The organism is Synechococcus sp. HK01-R, from assembly GCF_014217855.1.
In the GTDB taxonomy this organism is placed as follows: Bacteria; Cyanobacteriota; Cyanobacteriia; order PCC-6307; family Cyanobiaceae; genus Synechococcus_C.
This window is the reverse complement of record NZ_CP059059.1, coordinates 1,246,930-1,262,028: the sequence shown is the minus strand read 5'-3', so window position 1 is coordinate 1,262,028 and position 15,099 is coordinate 1,246,930. Positions and strand designations below refer to the sequence as shown.

Sequence of the window (15,099 nt, the reverse complement as noted above, 5' to 3'; positions counted from 1 at the left end):
TTCAGCTGCGTTTCCGCTCCAGGCCTTCCATCAGCTGAGCCATCAGCAAGGACACGGCATCGACCCCACCGGCCGTCAGCGGACGCAGATCAAGCTCGCCGGGATCGATCGCCACCCAGCCGGCCGCCTCCGGTCGGCGCAGCTCAAAATGCAAGTGAGGACCAGTACTCAGGCCCGTGCTTCCCACCCTGCCGATCACCTCCCCCTGGCGCACGGTCTGACCCGCCTTCACATAAAGCTCGGAGAGATGGCCGTACAGAGTGCGCCGCAGCGGTTGACGGTGCTCCAATTCCACGGCGATGCCGTAACCACCTGCCAGTCCACTGCTGGTGACGGTTCCGGAGAGTGCCGCCACCACAGGGGTGCCCTCAGGAGCCGCCAGATCCTTACCGGCATGCATTAACCAATTGCCGATCACCGGGTGAAGGCGCATGCCGAATTCACTGGTCGTGATCGCCGAGCCAATGATCGGGAACAACAGAGTCCGATCGCCGTTGCCAGGCAGCGGCAGAGGACGGGGCGACACGGCGAAAACCGATTCCAGTCGGAAACCGCCACCTCCACCGGCCAGCAACGCCGACACGGGCACAGTGATCGGTGGCAGCGGCTGACCATCCCCCCGAGCACGCCGGGCCACACGGGCATCCTCCGGGCGTCGCACGCGGCCGCGGAAAGCGACCCCTGCCGAACACTCCTGCTTGGACAGGGCTCCGCTGCGGCACGCCTGCTGCAGTGCCGGCACGTCAATCGGCTGGCCAATGGCCTCAGTCTCGAGCTGACGCCTCTCCAAAGGAGTAATCACCCGATTGCGCTCCAGACTCTCGAGGGAGCGATCAAACCGGAGTGGTTCCTGCACCTCCAACTGAGCCGGAGGCCGCAGCGGAGCCTGCACCGAAGGCAGGTCACCAGCGGTCTCAGGCGCCGCCGGCAGGGTCAGCAGCCAGGCAGCAGCAAGCCAGCGAGGGAGCACACAGGAATCTCAGACGGCGAGACTCTAGAGATCGGCGGCCGGCTCAGCTGGCCATCGGGTCCAGCTGCTGGTCCGGGTTCCCTGACGTAGGCGCAAGGAACCATCAGCCGACAGCCCCTCCACCTCCCAGACCCCCGAACCACTGGGATCACGGACCGTCCTGGTCCAGATCCGCCCCTCCACCCCCTGACACACCGCCTGGGGTGCAGCCGCCAACGCAATACTCCGATCGAGGGCCAGCAGCAACTCCGCCGTCCAGGCCTCGGGATCACAACGGCCGAGCGGCAACCATTGCCGCAGCGCCACCGCACCATCCGGAACGGGATTGCAAACATTGAGCCCCACACCCACCCGGGCCAGGCGCAGCCTGCCTCCGCGGTGCACCATCCGTGGCAACACCCCCGCCAATTTGTCCTCGCCGATGAGCAGATCATTGGGCCACTTGATCGCCACCGGCAAACCCTGACGCTCCAGACGTTCCGCCAGGGCCAGAGCGACGGCCAGTCCCAGAAGCCCCGGGGCCCCATGAGCAGCAGACCAGGGCAAGGCAGCACTGAGCCAGACCCCCCCCGCAGGCGACTGCCATCGACGCCCCCATTGCCCCTGACCATGGGTCTGCCGACGGGCGACCACGGCCCGTGGCACGCCCCCCTGCCAGGGGGTCCGCGCCAGCCAACGACTCAATTCGATCTCGGTGCTCGCGCACACCGGCAGGACCCGCAGGCGCCAGGGAGTCAGACCGGCCTGGTGCCGTCGCCGCGCCAGAGACGCCGACCTGCAGGGGCTCAGCACTGCTGACGCCACCAGGGCTCGAGTCGAGCCACAGCAGCTTCAAGCTCCTCCGCCGGCTGAACCAAGGCCAGCCGCAGCCAGCCGGCACCTGCGGAACCGAACCCGGATCCCGGAGTGAGCGCCAGGCCACCATGATCCAGGAGGGCTGCGGCTAGATCCTCATCACTCCAGCCACGCTCCCTGGCCCAGGGCGGCACCGGCAACCAGAGATAAAGCGCCATCGAGGGAACCGGCGCCTGCCATCCAAGGCGCTGCAGGGCCGTCAGAGTGCGGTCCCGCCGTTCGCGGTAGACCGGCACAATCCGCCGCGGCCAATCCGGCACCTCGGTGAGGGCCGTGATCGCCCCCTGCTGGAGAGCGAGAGACTGGTTGAAGTCGACCACCCCCTTGAGCTGACGCAAGGCGGTGATCAGTGGCTCTGCCCCGACGGCGAACGCCAATCGAAAGCCCCCCAGGCACCATCCCTTCGACAGGGAGAAGAATTCAATGCCGCGCTCCCTCCAGCCTGCTGTTCGCAGCAGGGCTGGAGCCTCTCCATCCAGGGCGAGATCGAGGTAGGGATTGTCATGGGCCAGCACGAGATCATGGCGGCGGGCACGGTCCATCGCCTCATCCAGCCAGATCTGCTCGCCGACCTGAGCGGTGGGGTTGTGGGGAAATCCCATCACCATCAGCCGAAGCTCATCCCAGACGGAAGGACTCAACTGATCCCAGCGAGGACGCCAGCCCTGGTCGGCCTCAAGGCCGAGCCGCTCGATCCGAGCATCGGCTAGAAGCAGTCCTCCCTGATGCGAGGGGTAGGAGGGATCGAGAATCAGACCGGCATCACCCGGGTTGAGCACGGCCAGGGGCAGATGGGCGGTGCCCTCCTGGGAACCCACCAACAGCAGCACCTCCCGATCGGGATCCACTTCAACCTCAAACCGCGACCAGCACCAAGCACGCACCGCCTCTCTCAGGGGACGTGTTCCGGCATGAAGGCAATAGGTGGCACTGCCTGGACGCTGCAGAGCGGCGGCCATGGAGGCAACCGCCTGAGGCGGAGGATCCAAATCGGTGGATCCGAGCGAAAGATCCACCAGGGGCAGCCTGCTGGCGGCAGCACTCTCGCGGTAGCGCTGCTTGCGCTGATCGTTGCGATCAAAGACGCCGCTGCCGAGGCGTTGCAGGCGTTTAGAGGTGAGCATCCAGGAAGGCCTGCAGCTGTGGCTTGGCGATGGCGCCCTCATGGCGTGCCAGCACCTCACCGTCCCGGAACAGGATCAGGGTGGGAATGCCCTGAACCTGATAGGCGTCCCGGGTTGCAGGATTGCCATCCACTTCGAGCTTGCCCACCTGAAGCCGGCCGGAATAGGTCTCAGCCGCCCAGTCCATCAGGGGTGCCATCAGGCGACAGGGACCACACCAGGGAGCCCAGAAATCCACCAGCACAGTGGTGGGGGCCTGAAGCACCTCCTGGGCAAAGACGGCATCGGTGAAATCGGAGACGGCTTGAGCCACGGCGAAGGCACGAATAGCTCCGATCCTATGGGGACTCAGAGCTTGTCGATCGAGCGACGCAGCTCCTCGAGCTCTGCATCCACCTCTTCAACTTTCACCGGCTCCACATCAGCCGGAGCCGCTGCGGCTGATGGCAGAGCCACCGCCTCCGGACCTCCCTCCAGCCGCTGCCGCAAAGCCGCAAGCTCGTCGTCAACATCGTTTCCGCCCTCCAAGGCGGCGAACTGACTCTCGAGATCGGCCCCGGCGAGCTCGGCAGCGGCCTGGCTGCTGGCCTCCATCGCCTGCACCTTGTCCTCCATGCGCTCGAAGGCAGCCATGGCGGAATTGCTGCCGAGATTGCCCACGGCACTTTGGAGCTGCTGCTGCGCCTGGGCCGCCTGGGCTCGAGCCTTGAGCATGTCCTTTTTGGTACGCGCCTCGGCGATCTTGCCCTCGAGTGCCACCAGGCTCTTCTTGAGGGTCTCCACCTGGGCATCCTGGCCTTGCAGCTGGCCAGAGAGAGACGTCGCAGTCTCTTGATAGGTCTTGCGTCGAGCGAGGGCCTCCCGAGCCAGACCGTCCTCGCCCTTCTTGAGGGCCAGCTCGGCCCGCTCGTACCAAGTCACGGCCTGAGACTCAGCCTGTTCTGCCTGGTTGCGAAGTCGTTTCTGACTCGCAATCGCCATCGCCACCGCCTGGCGCAACTTGACCAGGTCGGCCTGCATGTCGGCCACAGACTGATCGAGGATCTTCACCGGATCCTCCGCCTTGCTCACCAGATCGTTGAGGTTGGCGCGCAGCAGACGACTGAGCCGATCAAATAAACCCATGGTTGGGACGAGCAGCGAGTGAGGCGGCCCCCGGAGGCTAGCGAGAGGAGGCGAAGAAGCTGACTAGCATGACCCCATGGCAAGGGCACCCCAATCCCAGCGCCGCCGTTTCGGCCGCGGCGAGCTGCTCCAGCCGCCTGCACCAGCACCGGCCCAAGCCCTCGCCAGCTGCCTGGAGGACCTGCAGCGGCACTGGCGGATGGAGGGATCCCTGGCTGCCATCTGGGAAGACTGGCCCCGGTTGGCAGGTTCCCAGTTGGCTCCGCACTGCAGGCCACTCTCCCTACACAACGGTCTGCTGACGATCGGTGCCAGCCACCCCCAATGGCGACAGGCCCTCCAATACAGCCGGCCCCAGCTCATGGCCGCCCTGCGTAGTGCCGGGCACAGCATCAAGGACCTGCGCATCCAGCAGCACCATCCGGCCCAAAGAGCCGAATTGGAAAGCGAGGACGCGATCTGGCAACGCCATCCCAGCCGCATCGATGTGCATGGACTGGCCCGCTGCCCCCGCTGCCAGAGCCCTGCTCCGGCCGGGGAGATGGCCCTGTGGGGGCATTGCGGTTTCTGTCGACGTCTGGAACTGGCCGCTCCAGAGATCGCGTCAACCGATCAGTAGCGCTCCGGCCTGGGGCGACGCCAGTCAGGGGCGTTGCCGTCGGCCGCGAGGCGACGGGCCCGCTGCTCCAGACGGCGCCGATCGACCCGCCAGAGCTGGAAGATTCCATAGCGTCCCAAACGCTGTGGCTCCAGGCCCCTCCAGTGCTCCCGCTCTGTGGTGCCCTGATCGATCAGCACCAGCACGGTGGCGGGGGGGTGATCCGTCGGGCGCTCGACCGGCGTGCCGCTCCAGCCTCGCCGCTGCTCGAATCGCAACCGGTCTGCCAGGTTCACCAGGGCACCCTTGGATCGCCCCTCATAGACGACGACCTGACCGGTATAGAAGTGCAGGGACGGCTTCATGGCTCCCACCATCGCCAACGGCTCCTGGGGCTGCTGACGCTGCTGCCTGAGCATCTCCGCCGCGGCCTCGCGAACGGGAAGCTGACGCACCCGGTCTCCGAGGAAGCTCATCGGCAACAGGGCCACCAGCTGAAACACCACCAGGGGCCCCTGCATCGCCAGCAATCCCTCAGGAGCAGGCCTGCGGCGGGCCAACCAAAGCCCGAGAAGGGCAGCGACGCTGAAACAGACCGCTGCCCGTAACACGAGACCGCTGGCCAGCAACTCTGCAGGCAGGGTGGGCATCTCCGGATCCTGGATCAGCGGAACCCAGAGGGGCGAAGCCCAGAGACCCGCCGCCAACACCAGGGTGAGTCCGACAGCAGCGATCCAGGCCCACCACTGGGCGGACCGGGAGCGCATGGGGTCCGCCCGCAGAGAGAGAACGATCAGCAAGGCAGCTGCGGGGGTCGCTGGCAACCAGTAGCTGGGCAGCTTGGTGGCGGCCGACGTAAACAACAGCAGCACCGACAGCAGCCAGCAGGCAGCGAAAGTTTGGAGCGTCTGGTCGGGGCGGGCGTCAGAACGGCGCAGAACCTGGCGGGGAATGACCTGCCATAGCCCGAGCAGTAGAAGCGGTGTGAAGGGGAGGGCGGCAATCAACATCACCGGACCAAAAAACCACCAGGGCTGGAGGTGGTCATTCACCACGGAGGTGAGACGCTGCAGGTTGTGATAGCCGAAAAAACTGTCCCAAAAGGGCTGCCCCTCCACCACCAGTTCCGCGACGTACCAGGGCACGCTGATCAGGGCGGTGATCAAGAGACCGGGGAGGGGGCGCAGCTGTCTCCAGAGGGAGGGGAGATCGCGACGCAACAACGCAAACAGTCCCAGGGTGAGTCCGGTCAGCACCACGGCAACCGGGCCTTTGGTCAGAACCGCGAAGCCCAGCACCACCCAGGCAAGCCACCAGCGACGACCGCCAGTGACATGACAGCGCCACTGACCAAGCAGGCTGACAGCGAGGGTGCCGCTGAGCAGGGCATCACTGACGGCCGTGCGGCTCCAGAGGAGCACCAGGGGTGAGAGCGCGAAGGCCAAAGCAACCGCAACAGCGGTACGACGCGGCTGCCCATCCCCAGCCTGTGGATGCCCCATCACCGTATCGGCGAGCATGAGCATGGCCGCGATGGTCGCCAGTGCCGAAGGCAAGCGCGCGGCCCAGGTACCGAGAGAGTCCCACTGAGCCTGCCCTGGAAGGGCATAACCAAGACCCATCAACCAGTACACAAGAGGAGGCTTGTCAAAGCGCGGCAAGCCATTCACCCGGGGCGTCAGCCAGTCGCCGGTTCGGGCCATGGCCCGCCCAGAGGCGGCGAATAAAGGCGGCGTTTCATCCACAAGGCCAGTGCCACCAAGCTGCCAGACGCAGAGGAGCAGCCCGAGGGCCAGAACCAGCAGCAGGCCGCGACGGCGTTGACGAGGAGAGAGCCGCGGCGTGGGGGTTGGCGACACTGCCGAGGGGGTCATGGGCATCGAGAGATGCTGCCATCCCCTGCCGCAAGGGTGAGATCCAGCCATTGCTCCACCCGCTCGGCGAACACGGCCTGACTGGCATGGGCCTCAACCCAGCGTCGGCAAGCCTGGCGATCGATTGCATCGACCTGTCGAGTCGCGGCCAACAACGCGTCGCGATCGTCGGGAGACACCAACCAGCCCGTCACTCCGTTCTGCAGCAGTTCTCCTGGCCCCCCGCGGTCATAGGCCACCACTGGCACTCCGCAGGCGAGTGCCTCAACCACCACATTGCCGTAGGCCTCATTCCATTTGGGCGTGTTGATCAGGGCCCGGCAACGCCCCAGCTGCTTCTGGAGTTCTGCCGTCGGCAGGAAACCACGCCAAACGATCGTGCCGGGCGGCACAGCACGTTCCACCCGGGCGGCATAGGCGGGATCCTCGACCACACCCCACACCTGCAGTGGCTCCTGCAGGGCAGCGGCCACGGCAACAGCATCCTCCAGTCCTTTTTCAGGCGCGACCCGCCCTGCCCAGCCCAAGGCCCCCCCGGCTTCGAGCTGGAACTGATAGCGGCTGAGATCAAAGCCATTGCCGACCACTTGCGCCGCTGCCGGCAAGCTGAAATCGGCCGCCTGGCGATGGGTGTGGAAGGCAAGCCGTCGTTGATCCCAGCGGGCCAGGTCTGCGACCAACTGGTCCATGACCCGGGCCACGGACCCCATGCTGATCAGATGAAAAATCCTTGGCTGAACTCGGGGAGTGAGCCACAACGGCAACCAGTCGTAGCTGAAATTGAGCACGGCATCGGCCTTCTCCCCGAGCGCGAGGGCCCTCTCCCAGAGACGGGGCAGCACGGCATCGGCGGGAATCAGCACGGGGCCGTCGGCATCAGCGTGCTGCCAGCTGGGCTGGTCTCCGCCGGCAACGGTATGCAGAGCCACGCCATCACAACCCGCTGGGAGAGACGAACCCTCTGGTGCGACAAGCGTGAGGCGATGGCCACGCGCCAGCAGGCCCTGGGTCAAGGAGGCCAGGGTGAGCTCCACGCCTCCGCCCCGCCCACTGCCGAGATAACCGATCGGGGTGCTGACGAGCACGAGATCGCGAGGAACGCTGGCCATCAGCCGGACTCTCCGGTTGAAATGAGGGGCGCGGGGCCAAGAGGCTCCCAAAGACGGCGGCGCTGACTGACCAAGACAACGGAGAGCAGCACGAGCATCACACCCACCCACTGAAGCGGTTCGAGCCGCTCCTGGAGCCAGAGTCCACCAGAGATGAGAGCAAACACCGGGGTGAGGAAGCCGAGGGTGGTGAAACCGGTGAGCTCTCGGCGGGTGGCGAACCAGAAAAAGAGCCCGTAGGCCAGGGCACTACCAAAAAGACTTGCGTAGGCCATCAGCCCCCACTGGGGAAGAGTCCAAGGCGGCAGGAAGGGGCGGCCGGCATCGGCAGCGTGAACGAGCAGCAGAGGGGTCCCCCCAAGAATCATGTGCCAACCGGTCACGGTGACGGGGTGACTGTCGCGGCAAGCGAAACGACTCAGAACGGTGCCCAGGGCCATGGCCACGGCCGCCGCCAGCATCCAAAGCGCCCCACCATCCAGCAGTCCGGAGGCGGGAACCGAGGCACCGAGCAACCACCAATGGTGGAGAAGGTCAGCCGGAACACCCAAACAGAGGATGCCTGCGAGACCCAGCAGCAATCCGATCCAGCCGACGGGATTGATCGCCTCGGCAAAGAGAGCCCTGGCCAGAAGGGCAACCATCAGAGGCTGGGAATCGATCAGCACGGAGCCGAGACCGGCACCGGTGCCTGCGAGTCCACGGGCCAGGCAGAACTGAAAGACGGTGGCATCCACCAGTGTGAAAAGCACAAACCAGCCCAGATCGGCGGGCGCCACCCGAGGGGAGGCCCCGAGGAAGGGGAGACTCAGCAACAGGGCGACCCCAGCCGGCAGCAAACGCAGCGCCGCCACCAACAATGGCCCTCCTGAATCGAGGAGGGGCGCCATCGCGGCCATCGCCGTGCCCCAAAGAGCAAAGGGCAAGACCAGCAGAAGCCCGAGGCGGAGAGAAACCATGGGGCCATCCAGCAGGCTCCTTTTTAAGATCCGAACGACAACGGATGACGCATATGGTCTGGCCTTGGCGCCGCAAATCCCGCCGACGGATGGCGCGGATTGCCATCGAGGGCCCCATTGCGGCCACCACGCGACGGCGCGTGCTGAAGGCTCTTCGCGAGGTGGAGACGAGGGAATTCCCCGCCCTGCTGCTGCGGATCGACAGCCCTGGAGGCACGGTGGGCGACAGCCAGGAGATCCATGCGGCGCTGCTGCGTCTGCGGGAGAAGGGCTGCCGTGTGGTGGCCAGCTTCGGCAACATCTCCGCCTCCGGTGGGGTCTATGTCGGAGTGGCCGCGGAAACGATCGTGAGCAATCCAGGCACGATCACCGGCTCCATCGGCGTGATTCTTCGAGGCAACAATCTCTCCAAGCTCCTGGAACGGATCGGAATCCGCTTCGAGACGGTCAAAAGTGGTGCCTTCAAAGACATCCTGTCCCCTGATCGCGCGCTCAGCAGCGAGGAACGACAGCTGCTGCAGGAGCTGATTGACAGCAGCTACGACCAGTTCGTGGAGGCCGTGGCACAGGGTCGAAATCTCGAGCCGTCAGTGGTGCGCGGCTTCGCTGATGGACGGGTGTTCAGCGGCGCCCAAGCGAAGGCACTCGGTCTGGTGGATGTCTTGGGTGATGAGGAGGCGGCCCGAACCATCGCAGCGGAACTGGCCGACCTGGATGAGGACTGTCGACCGGTGACCCTCGGCAAACCGCGCAAGCAACTGATGGGGCTGCTCCCAGGATCCGAATGGCTCAGCCGCCTGGGGTCGGCGCTGGAAAGCGAACTTCTGCTCTGCGGCCAGGCCCTCTGGCTGTATCGCCCATGAGCGAATCACTGCGATTGCAAGGGCTGCGTGGAGCGACCACCTGTCCGGCCAACACCGTTGACGCCATCGAGGCCTCGGTGCAGGAGTTGGTGACGGCGATGGTGGAACGCAACCGGCTCTCCCCTGAACGGATCGTGTCGGTCACCTTCTCGGTGACCGCCGATCTCGACGCCTGTTTTCCCGCAGCCATCGCCCGGCGCCATGCCGGCTGGGACAGCGTTGCTCTGCTCGACTGCCAGCAGATGGCGGTTCAGGGGGATCTAGCCCGCTGCATCCGTCTACTGGCTCACGTGTGGCTACCAGCCGATCAGACGCCTTGTCATGCCTATCTCGGCGAGGCCAGTCGACTGCGACCAGACCGATCCGGTCACAACTGACAGCTCCAGGGCCGGCCCAGGGATCGTCGTTCCCGCGTTCAGGCTCAGGACAATCGATTTCATGACCTCCGCCGATGGCCGTCGCCATCCGCTTCCCGATGCACAACCGATTCATGACTCCCCTTCGACAGGCCCTTGGGGGCTTCGGCCTCGCCAGCGGTGTTGCAGCCGCAGGGCTTCTCGGGGGGGCTTCGCTCCTGGACGCCACTGCTCCACGCCAGGTTCAAGCTCAGGGAACGCCGGCCCTGCTGGAATTTCGCTGGGAGAACAGCCGCGACTACAGGAAGCTCTATTACTTCCAGAGCTCCACGAGGCAGCTGGAGAGAGCGGAGTACTTCCTGATGCTCCGTCCGAAGGACCGCAAGACCGCGATCCTCAAGCTCAGCATTGGGGTCCCCGACTACTTCAACTCAAAAATCAGGCCTGACGACCTGGCTCTCTGCCGCATGGAACTTGGCGGCATGCTTTCGCGAAGCCGCTGCAAGGAGAAGCTGCCAGCGGTGTTCGAGGTGAATGAGAAGCAGACGGCCATCGAGGTGTTCCCTGACACCCCCATCCCGACTGGCGGGACCTATGCGGTGGTGATGAACATCTTCAATCCGAACCGCGGTGGCATGTTCCAGTTCAATGCCCTCGCCCAGGCTCCGGGAGACGTCCCCGTGGCTGGCTACCTGGGCAGCTGGCTGATCGACATCGACTGACCCAGGCATCCCGGCTGATAAATTATCGAATTGACGACAGGCCGGGCGCCGAAAATCCATGACCAAGAGAACACTCGGCGGCACCAGCCGTAAGCGCAAGCGCGTCTCCGGCTTCCGTGTTCGCATGCGCACCCACACCGGCCGCCGCGTGATCCGCAGCCGCCGCAAGCGTGGTCGGGCGCGGGTCTCGGTCTGATTAACCGCTGAGCGATGGTTCTGCCGGCACCCATGCGCCTGCGGGGCCACCGCTGCTTCAACCGTCTGCACCGACGCGGTCGACGTCTTGATGGAGAGCACATGGTGCTCCGCGTGGTGCAAGCCGAACCCAGATTGCTGAACCCAGTGCTCCAACGCTGGGAACAGCAGGCACCTGAGTCGTGTCGCTGCCGCTGTGCCGTCGTGATCAGCAACAAGGTGAGCAAGCGCTCCGTGGTGCGGAACAAGCTGAGACGCCGCCTCCACGAGCACCTGCGCCGACGGCTTGAACAGGCTGCTGAGCAGGGTGAACAATGGCTGCTGATCAGTCTTCGGCCGGGAGTCCAGCTCCTCGAAGCCCCGCTGCTAGAAGAATGCGACAGATTGCTCAAGAACGCCGGCCTGCTGCCATGACCGCCTCCCTGTCCGAAGAGACCTTCTACGAGGGTGGTCCCGCCCGGGGAGATCTCCTCATCAATCTCCTGTTCGGCCTCACCCTGATCGGCCTGCCCTTTGCCGTTGGGGCTGTGGTGCGGGCCCTCTGGCTGCGCTTCACGATCACCAGTCGCAGAATCTCCGTCAGCGGTGGCTGGATGGGCCGCGACCGCAGTCAGGTGGTCTACAGCCAGATTCGGGAGGTGCGCAGCGTGCCCCGCGGATTTGGAGCCTGGGGCGACATGGTGCTGGTGCTCAACGATGGCTCCCGCCTCGAGATGCGTTCCGTACCGCGGTTCCGCGAGGCAGAGGCCTATGTGCTGCAGCGCATCCAAACGCGGAGCACCGCTGACAAGAGCGAGGATGCCAAGGGCTTCGCTGCCTGAGCTCCAACAATCCGCTGCCGCTGTTGCACACTGGCAGCACGTTTTGCCCCTCCCCAAGGACTGAACCAACGTGATCGGGTACATCTCCGACAACCTGCTGATCCCGATCCTGGATTTCTTCTATGGATTGGTGCCGAGCTACGGCCTGGCGATCGTGGCGCTCACGGTGGTGATCCGCCTGGCCCTCTTCCCACTGAGCGCCGGTTCAATCCGCAGCGCCCGGCGCATGCGCATTGCCCAACCGGTGATGCAGAAGCGACAAGCCGAAATCAAGTCGCGCTTCGCCAACAACCCCCAGAAGCAGCAGGAAGAACTTGGAAAACTGATGAAGGAGTTCGGCAGCCCGCTTGCGGGGTGCCTGCCCCTGCTGGTGCAGATGCCGATTCTGTTCGCCCTGTTCGCGACCCTGCGGGGATCACCGTTCGCGGATGTGCCCTACACCCTGAACCTGAAGGTGCTGCCGGCAGAGCAGATCGCTGCTGTGGAACCGAAGCCCTTCAACAGCGCCAGCCACTCGATCTTCATCAGCGAAACCAACCACGTGCCGGTGATCGCCAGCCTGCCTGGAGGCACGAAGCTCGGTGAGGGTGAGTCAGCCACTATCCAGCTGCATACAAAGAGCGGAGAAAGCTTCAGCAACGTTCTCAGCGGCGTTGAGAACGGACAGACGTTCCTTCCGACCTGGTCGGTGACCAAGGGCGATTCAATCGTTTCGGTGTCTCAGGACGGAACGATCACGGCCCTTGCCGCGGGTGATGCCACGGTTGAAGGAAAGATTCCTGGCCTGGCAGCCCGGAGCGGTTTCCTCTTCATCAAAGCGTTAGGCCAGGTGGGCTTCTACACCGATGGCGCAATCAACTGGGATATCGCAATCCTTGTTGGAGCCTTCGGCCTCAGCCTGTTTGCGTCCCAGCTGCTCTCAGGCATGGGCATGCCCGCCAACCCCCAGCAGGCCACCGCCAACAAGATCACACCCGTGATGATCACCGGCATGTTCCTGTTCTTCCCCTTGCCGGCGGGCGTTCTGCTTTACATGGTCATCGCCAATATCTTCCAAGCGGCGCAGACCTTTCTGCTCACCCGCGAAACCCTGCCCGAGAACCTGCAGACGATCCTCGATGATCAGCTGCGTCAGCAGGCATCGACCGCCACTGCGGGGGCCTCTGGCTCTGCCGGTCAGGCGGGTCGTCTTCCCTTCGAGCCCAGGAGCAAATGATCCCAGGGCTCGAGCCCATCCCCCTGCGTGAACTTCAGGCCCTTGGAGTCGCGAAGGAATGGACTGTGGAGGGCAGTCTCGACGATCTGCCCAGCCTGACTCCCGTGAGGGGGCACCTTCAGGCCGAGCATCGCGGCAACGTTCTTGAGGTGGAGGGCTCCCTCGAAACGATTGTGACCCTCTGTTGTGACCGTTGCCTTGGTCAGTTCAACCATCGCCTGAGCGCGGAGGTGAAAGAACTGATCTGGCTTGGTGCCGAGCCAAGTGCCGACGCGATGACCGAGGCCGGTCTGGACATGGACGCCCCAGAGGGACTCGTGGAATCCCTTGATCCCCGCAGCCACTTTGAACCCGAGCGCTGGGTATTTGAGCAGCTCAGCCTGCAGCTCCCGGTGGTCAACCGTTGCGGTGCAGAGTGTCCAGGCATGCCTGGTGCGTCAACGAACACCCTGAGCACAGACCCCAGCAGCACAGACGCCAGCAGCGAGGCCCTCAACCAGGGAGCGATCGATCCCCGATGGAAGGCCCTGCAGCAACTGGCGGGCGGAGACGACGATGCTTCCTGAATGGAGTGATCAGCTCGACCTGCTGATCCGAGCAGGTACGCCCCTGATCTGGATCCGCAGCACGGAGGAAGAGCGGGTTCAGGCGCTACTCGCCAGCGTGGTTCAACGGCTCCCTGGGCGGCAGCTCAGCCGCTGGGATTTCATCAGCGGACTGCAAGGAGCCCTCAACCAGGAAGGCACCGGTGCTCGGCAGCCGATGGCTGTGCTCCAGTGGCTGCAGGATCTAGAGGCAAGTCGACCAACCCTGCTGCTGCTCAAAGACTTTCATCGCTTCTGCGACGACCCCGGCATCGCACGGATGCTTCGCAATCTGGCCGTCGGCCTGAGGGAACGCCCCCACACCCTGGTGCTTTGCAGCGGAGCCTGGTCGCCGCCGGCGGAGCTGGAGGAATGCCTCACGCTTCTTGATCTCCCCCTCCCGCGGGAGGAAGAGATCAAGACCCTGCTCCAGTCGATCGCCAGGGCGGGGGGGCAGGGACTGGATGACGTGGTGCTCGAAGAGCTCACCCATGCCTGCAGTGGCCTGACAGAGGCCAGGGTGCGCCATGTGGCGGCAAGGGCCTTGGCCCAGCGGGGGCAACTGAGCCGTCTCGACTTGGACGATGTGCTGGAGGAGAAGCGACGCTGCCTGGCCCGCAGCGAAGTGCTCGAGTTTTGCCATACGGACGCCGATCCAGCCGACATCGGTGGGCACGATGCCTTGAAGCACTGGCTTGAGCAGCGCCATCAGGCCTTCAGCGATGAAGCCAGACGCTTCGGCCTGCCCTTGCCCCGGGGCGTGCTGCTGGTGGGGCCTCAGGGAACAGGCAAGTCACTCACGGCCAGGGCCATTGCCCACAGCTGGGCCATGCCGCTGCTGCGCCTTGATGTCGGGCGGCTCTTCGCCGGCCTGGTCGGCGCCAGCGAAGCACGTACACGGGAAACGATTCAGCGCGCGGAGGCCATGGCCCCCTGCGTGCTCTGGATTGACGAAATCGATAAGGGCTTCGGCGGTGATGCCCGCAGCGATGGAGGCACCAGTCAGCGGGTGCTGGCCACGGTGCTCACCTGGATGGCGGAGAAACGATCGGCCGTGTTCGTGGTCGCCACGGCCAATGCAGTCGATCGCCTGCCGCCCGAGCTGCTGCGCAAGGGGCGTTTCGATGAGATCTTCCTGCTGGATTTGCCCGGAGTGGAAGAGCGGAGCAGCATCCTGACCCTGCATGTGGAGCGCCGCCGGCCTGGCCTGACCCTGCCGCTCCAGACCGTGGTCGATCGCACGGAGGGCTATTCGGGAGCTGAACTCGAGCAGACGGTGATCGAGGCGATGCACCTTGCCTTCGCCGAACGGCGGGAGCTAGCGGAAAGTGATTTGATTCGTGCCGCAAACCAGCTGGTTCCTCTCTCAAGAACGGCACGGGAGCAGCTGGATGCCCTGCAGCGCTGGGCCAGCAGCGGCCGAGCCCGGGCCGCATCCAGCCAGGGAGCCTCTTTGCATGTTGCGCAGGGTGAAGAAGCCTGACGCGGCGTAACGAAGCCTCAGACGCGGCAGGACAGCCTCCAACACGCTCCGTAAGTTCGCTGCAATACCGACAGAAGGGCCTTGAACCGTTCGAGCGATCTCACCAGCCAGCTGGCTGTGGCCTGCCTGGGAGCCGGCGTGATCACCACTGTGGCTGTCGCCCAAGGTCAAAACCCGATCACTGCCCTGGGAATCACCCTCTTTTCCGCCGTCGCAGCCGTGATGGTCGGCCAGGTCCTCTGAGC

19 protein-coding genes are annotated in these 15,099 nt (G+C 64.9%); 11 read left to right on the top strand and 8 right to left on the bottom strand.

Translation table 11 applies throughout. The annotated features are described in order from the left end of the window. Position 1: 1 nt before the first annotated feature. From H0O21_RS06585 to H0O21_RS06565, 5 genes are read right to left on the bottom strand one after another with little or no spacing between them, the layout of a single operon-like run. Complete coding sequence (locus H0O21_RS06585; protein WP_185189114.1) at positions 2–970, bottom strand: M23 family metallopeptidase; 969 nt, start codon at positions 968–970, stop codon at positions 2–4. Positions 971–994: 24 nt separating this feature from the next. After that, positions 995–1,774, bottom strand: a complete 780-nt coding sequence (locus tag H0O21_RS06580; RefSeq protein WP_185189113.1) for a biotin--[acetyl-CoA-carboxylase] ligase — start codon at positions 1,772–1,774, stop codon at positions 995–997. Beyond that, on the bottom strand, positions 1,756–2,949 hold the full coding sequence (locus H0O21_RS06575; RefSeq protein ID WP_185189112.1) for an aminotransferase class I/II-fold pyridoxal phosphate-dependent enzyme: 1,194 nt from the start codon (positions 2,947–2,949) through the stop codon (positions 1,756–1,758). The genes H0O21_RS06580 and H0O21_RS06575 overlap by 19 nt, the downstream gene beginning before the upstream one ends. After that, entirely contained in the window at positions 2,936–3,262 is a 327-nt protein-coding gene (gene trxA, locus H0O21_RS06570) for a thioredoxin (protein WP_131594356.1), read from the bottom strand. The genes H0O21_RS06575 and trxA overlap by 14 nt, the downstream gene beginning before the upstream one ends. 35 nt (positions 3,263–3,297) lie before the next feature. Beyond that, entirely contained in the window at positions 3,298–4,074 is a 777-nt protein-coding gene (locus H0O21_RS06565) for a PspA/IM30 family protein (RefSeq protein WP_185189111.1), read from the bottom strand. 76 nt (positions 4,075–4,150) lie between these two features. On the opposite strand from H0O21_RS06565, the gene H0O21_RS06560 reads away from it, so the two are divergent. Further along, the gene (locus H0O21_RS06560) at positions 4,151–4,693 is read left to right on the top strand and encodes a DUF721 domain-containing protein (protein ID WP_185189110.1); all 543 of its coding nucleotides are present in this window, start codon (positions 4,151–4,153) and stop codon (positions 4,691–4,693) included. Here the strand turns inward: H0O21_RS06560 and H0O21_RS06555 are convergent. From H0O21_RS06555 to H0O21_RS06545, 3 genes are read right to left on the bottom strand one after another with little or no spacing between them, the layout of a single operon-like run. Next, entirely contained in the window at positions 4,687–6,552 is a 1,866-nt protein-coding gene (locus H0O21_RS06555) for an ArnT family glycosyltransferase (RefSeq protein WP_370523007.1), read from the bottom strand. The two genes, H0O21_RS06560 and H0O21_RS06555, sit on opposite strands and share 7 nt — an antisense overlap. Beyond that, positions 6,543–7,655, bottom strand: a complete 1,113-nt coding sequence (locus H0O21_RS06550) for a glycosyltransferase family 4 protein (RefSeq protein WP_185189108.1) — start codon at positions 7,653–7,655, stop codon at positions 6,543–6,545. Before H0O21_RS06550 ends, H0O21_RS06555 begins: the two co-directional genes overlap by 10 nt. Further along, positions 7,655–8,614, bottom strand: a complete 960-nt coding sequence (locus H0O21_RS06545; protein ID WP_185189107.1) for a DMT family transporter — start codon at positions 8,612–8,614, stop codon at positions 7,655–7,657. Before H0O21_RS06545 ends, H0O21_RS06550 begins: the two co-directional genes overlap by 1 nt. Positions 8,615–8,667: 53 nt before the next feature. On the opposite strand from H0O21_RS06545, the gene sppA reads away from it, so the two are divergent. The 10 genes from sppA to H0O21_RS06495 all read left to right on the top strand — a co-directional run bounded on the left by sppA (position 8,668) and on the right by H0O21_RS06495 (position 15,097). Next, complete coding sequence (sppA, locus tag H0O21_RS06540) at positions 8,668–9,477, top strand: signal peptide peptidase SppA (RefSeq protein ID WP_185190913.1); 810 nt, start codon at positions 8,668–8,670, stop codon at positions 9,475–9,477. Beyond that, positions 9,474–9,854 carry a chorismate mutase gene (gene aroH / locus H0O21_RS06535; RefSeq protein WP_131594344.1) on the top strand — a complete coding sequence of 127 codons (381 nt, stop codon included), beginning with the start codon at positions 9,474–9,476 and terminating at the stop codon, positions 9,852–9,854. The genes sppA and aroH overlap by 4 nt, the downstream gene beginning before the upstream one ends. Before the next feature lie 113 nt (positions 9,855–9,967). Beyond that, positions 9,968–10,555, top strand: coding sequence for a DUF2808 domain-containing protein (locus H0O21_RS06530; RefSeq protein WP_185190912.1), 588 nt, complete (start codon positions 9,968–9,970; stop codon positions 10,553–10,555). 58 nt (positions 10,556–10,613) lie between these two features. After that, a complete protein-coding gene (gene rpmH / locus H0O21_RS06525) occupies positions 10,614–10,751 on the top strand; it encodes a 50S ribosomal protein L34 (protein ID WP_131454642.1) in 138 nt (45 codons plus the stop codon). A gap of 14 nt (positions 10,752–10,765) precedes the next feature. Then, entirely contained in the window at positions 10,766–11,164 is a 399-nt protein-coding gene (locus H0O21_RS06520; protein WP_185189106.1) for a ribonuclease P protein component, read from the top strand. Further along, positions 11,161–11,571: a PH domain-containing protein gene (locus H0O21_RS06515; protein ID WP_131454644.1), complete on the top strand. Its 411-nt coding sequence runs from the start codon at positions 11,161–11,163 to the stop codon at positions 11,569–11,571. Before H0O21_RS06520 ends, H0O21_RS06515 begins: the two co-directional genes overlap by 4 nt. Positions 11,572–11,641: 70 nt before the next feature. Then, positions 11,642–12,787, top strand: a complete 1,146-nt coding sequence (gene yidC, locus H0O21_RS06510) for a membrane protein insertase YidC (RefSeq protein ID WP_185189105.1) — start codon at positions 11,642–11,644, stop codon at positions 12,785–12,787. Beyond that, positions 12,784–13,353 carry a DUF177 domain-containing protein gene (locus tag H0O21_RS06505; protein WP_185189104.1) on the top strand — a complete coding sequence of 190 codons (570 nt, stop codon included), beginning with the start codon at positions 12,784–12,786 and terminating at the stop codon, positions 13,351–13,353. The genes yidC and H0O21_RS06505 overlap by 4 nt, the downstream gene beginning before the upstream one ends. Continuing rightward, the gene (locus H0O21_RS06500) at positions 13,343–14,854 is read left to right on the top strand and encodes an AAA family ATPase (RefSeq protein ID WP_185189103.1); all 1,512 of its coding nucleotides are present in this window, start codon (positions 13,343–13,345) and stop codon (positions 14,852–14,854) included. Before H0O21_RS06505 ends, H0O21_RS06500 begins: the two co-directional genes overlap by 11 nt. Before the next feature lie 81 nt (positions 14,855–14,935). After that, the gene (locus tag H0O21_RS06495; protein WP_164498732.1) at positions 14,936–15,097 is read left to right on the top strand and encodes a hypothetical protein; all 162 of its coding nucleotides are present in this window, start codon (positions 14,936–14,938) and stop codon (positions 15,095–15,097) included. The last annotated feature ends 2 nt before the right edge of the window (positions 15,098–15,099 follow it).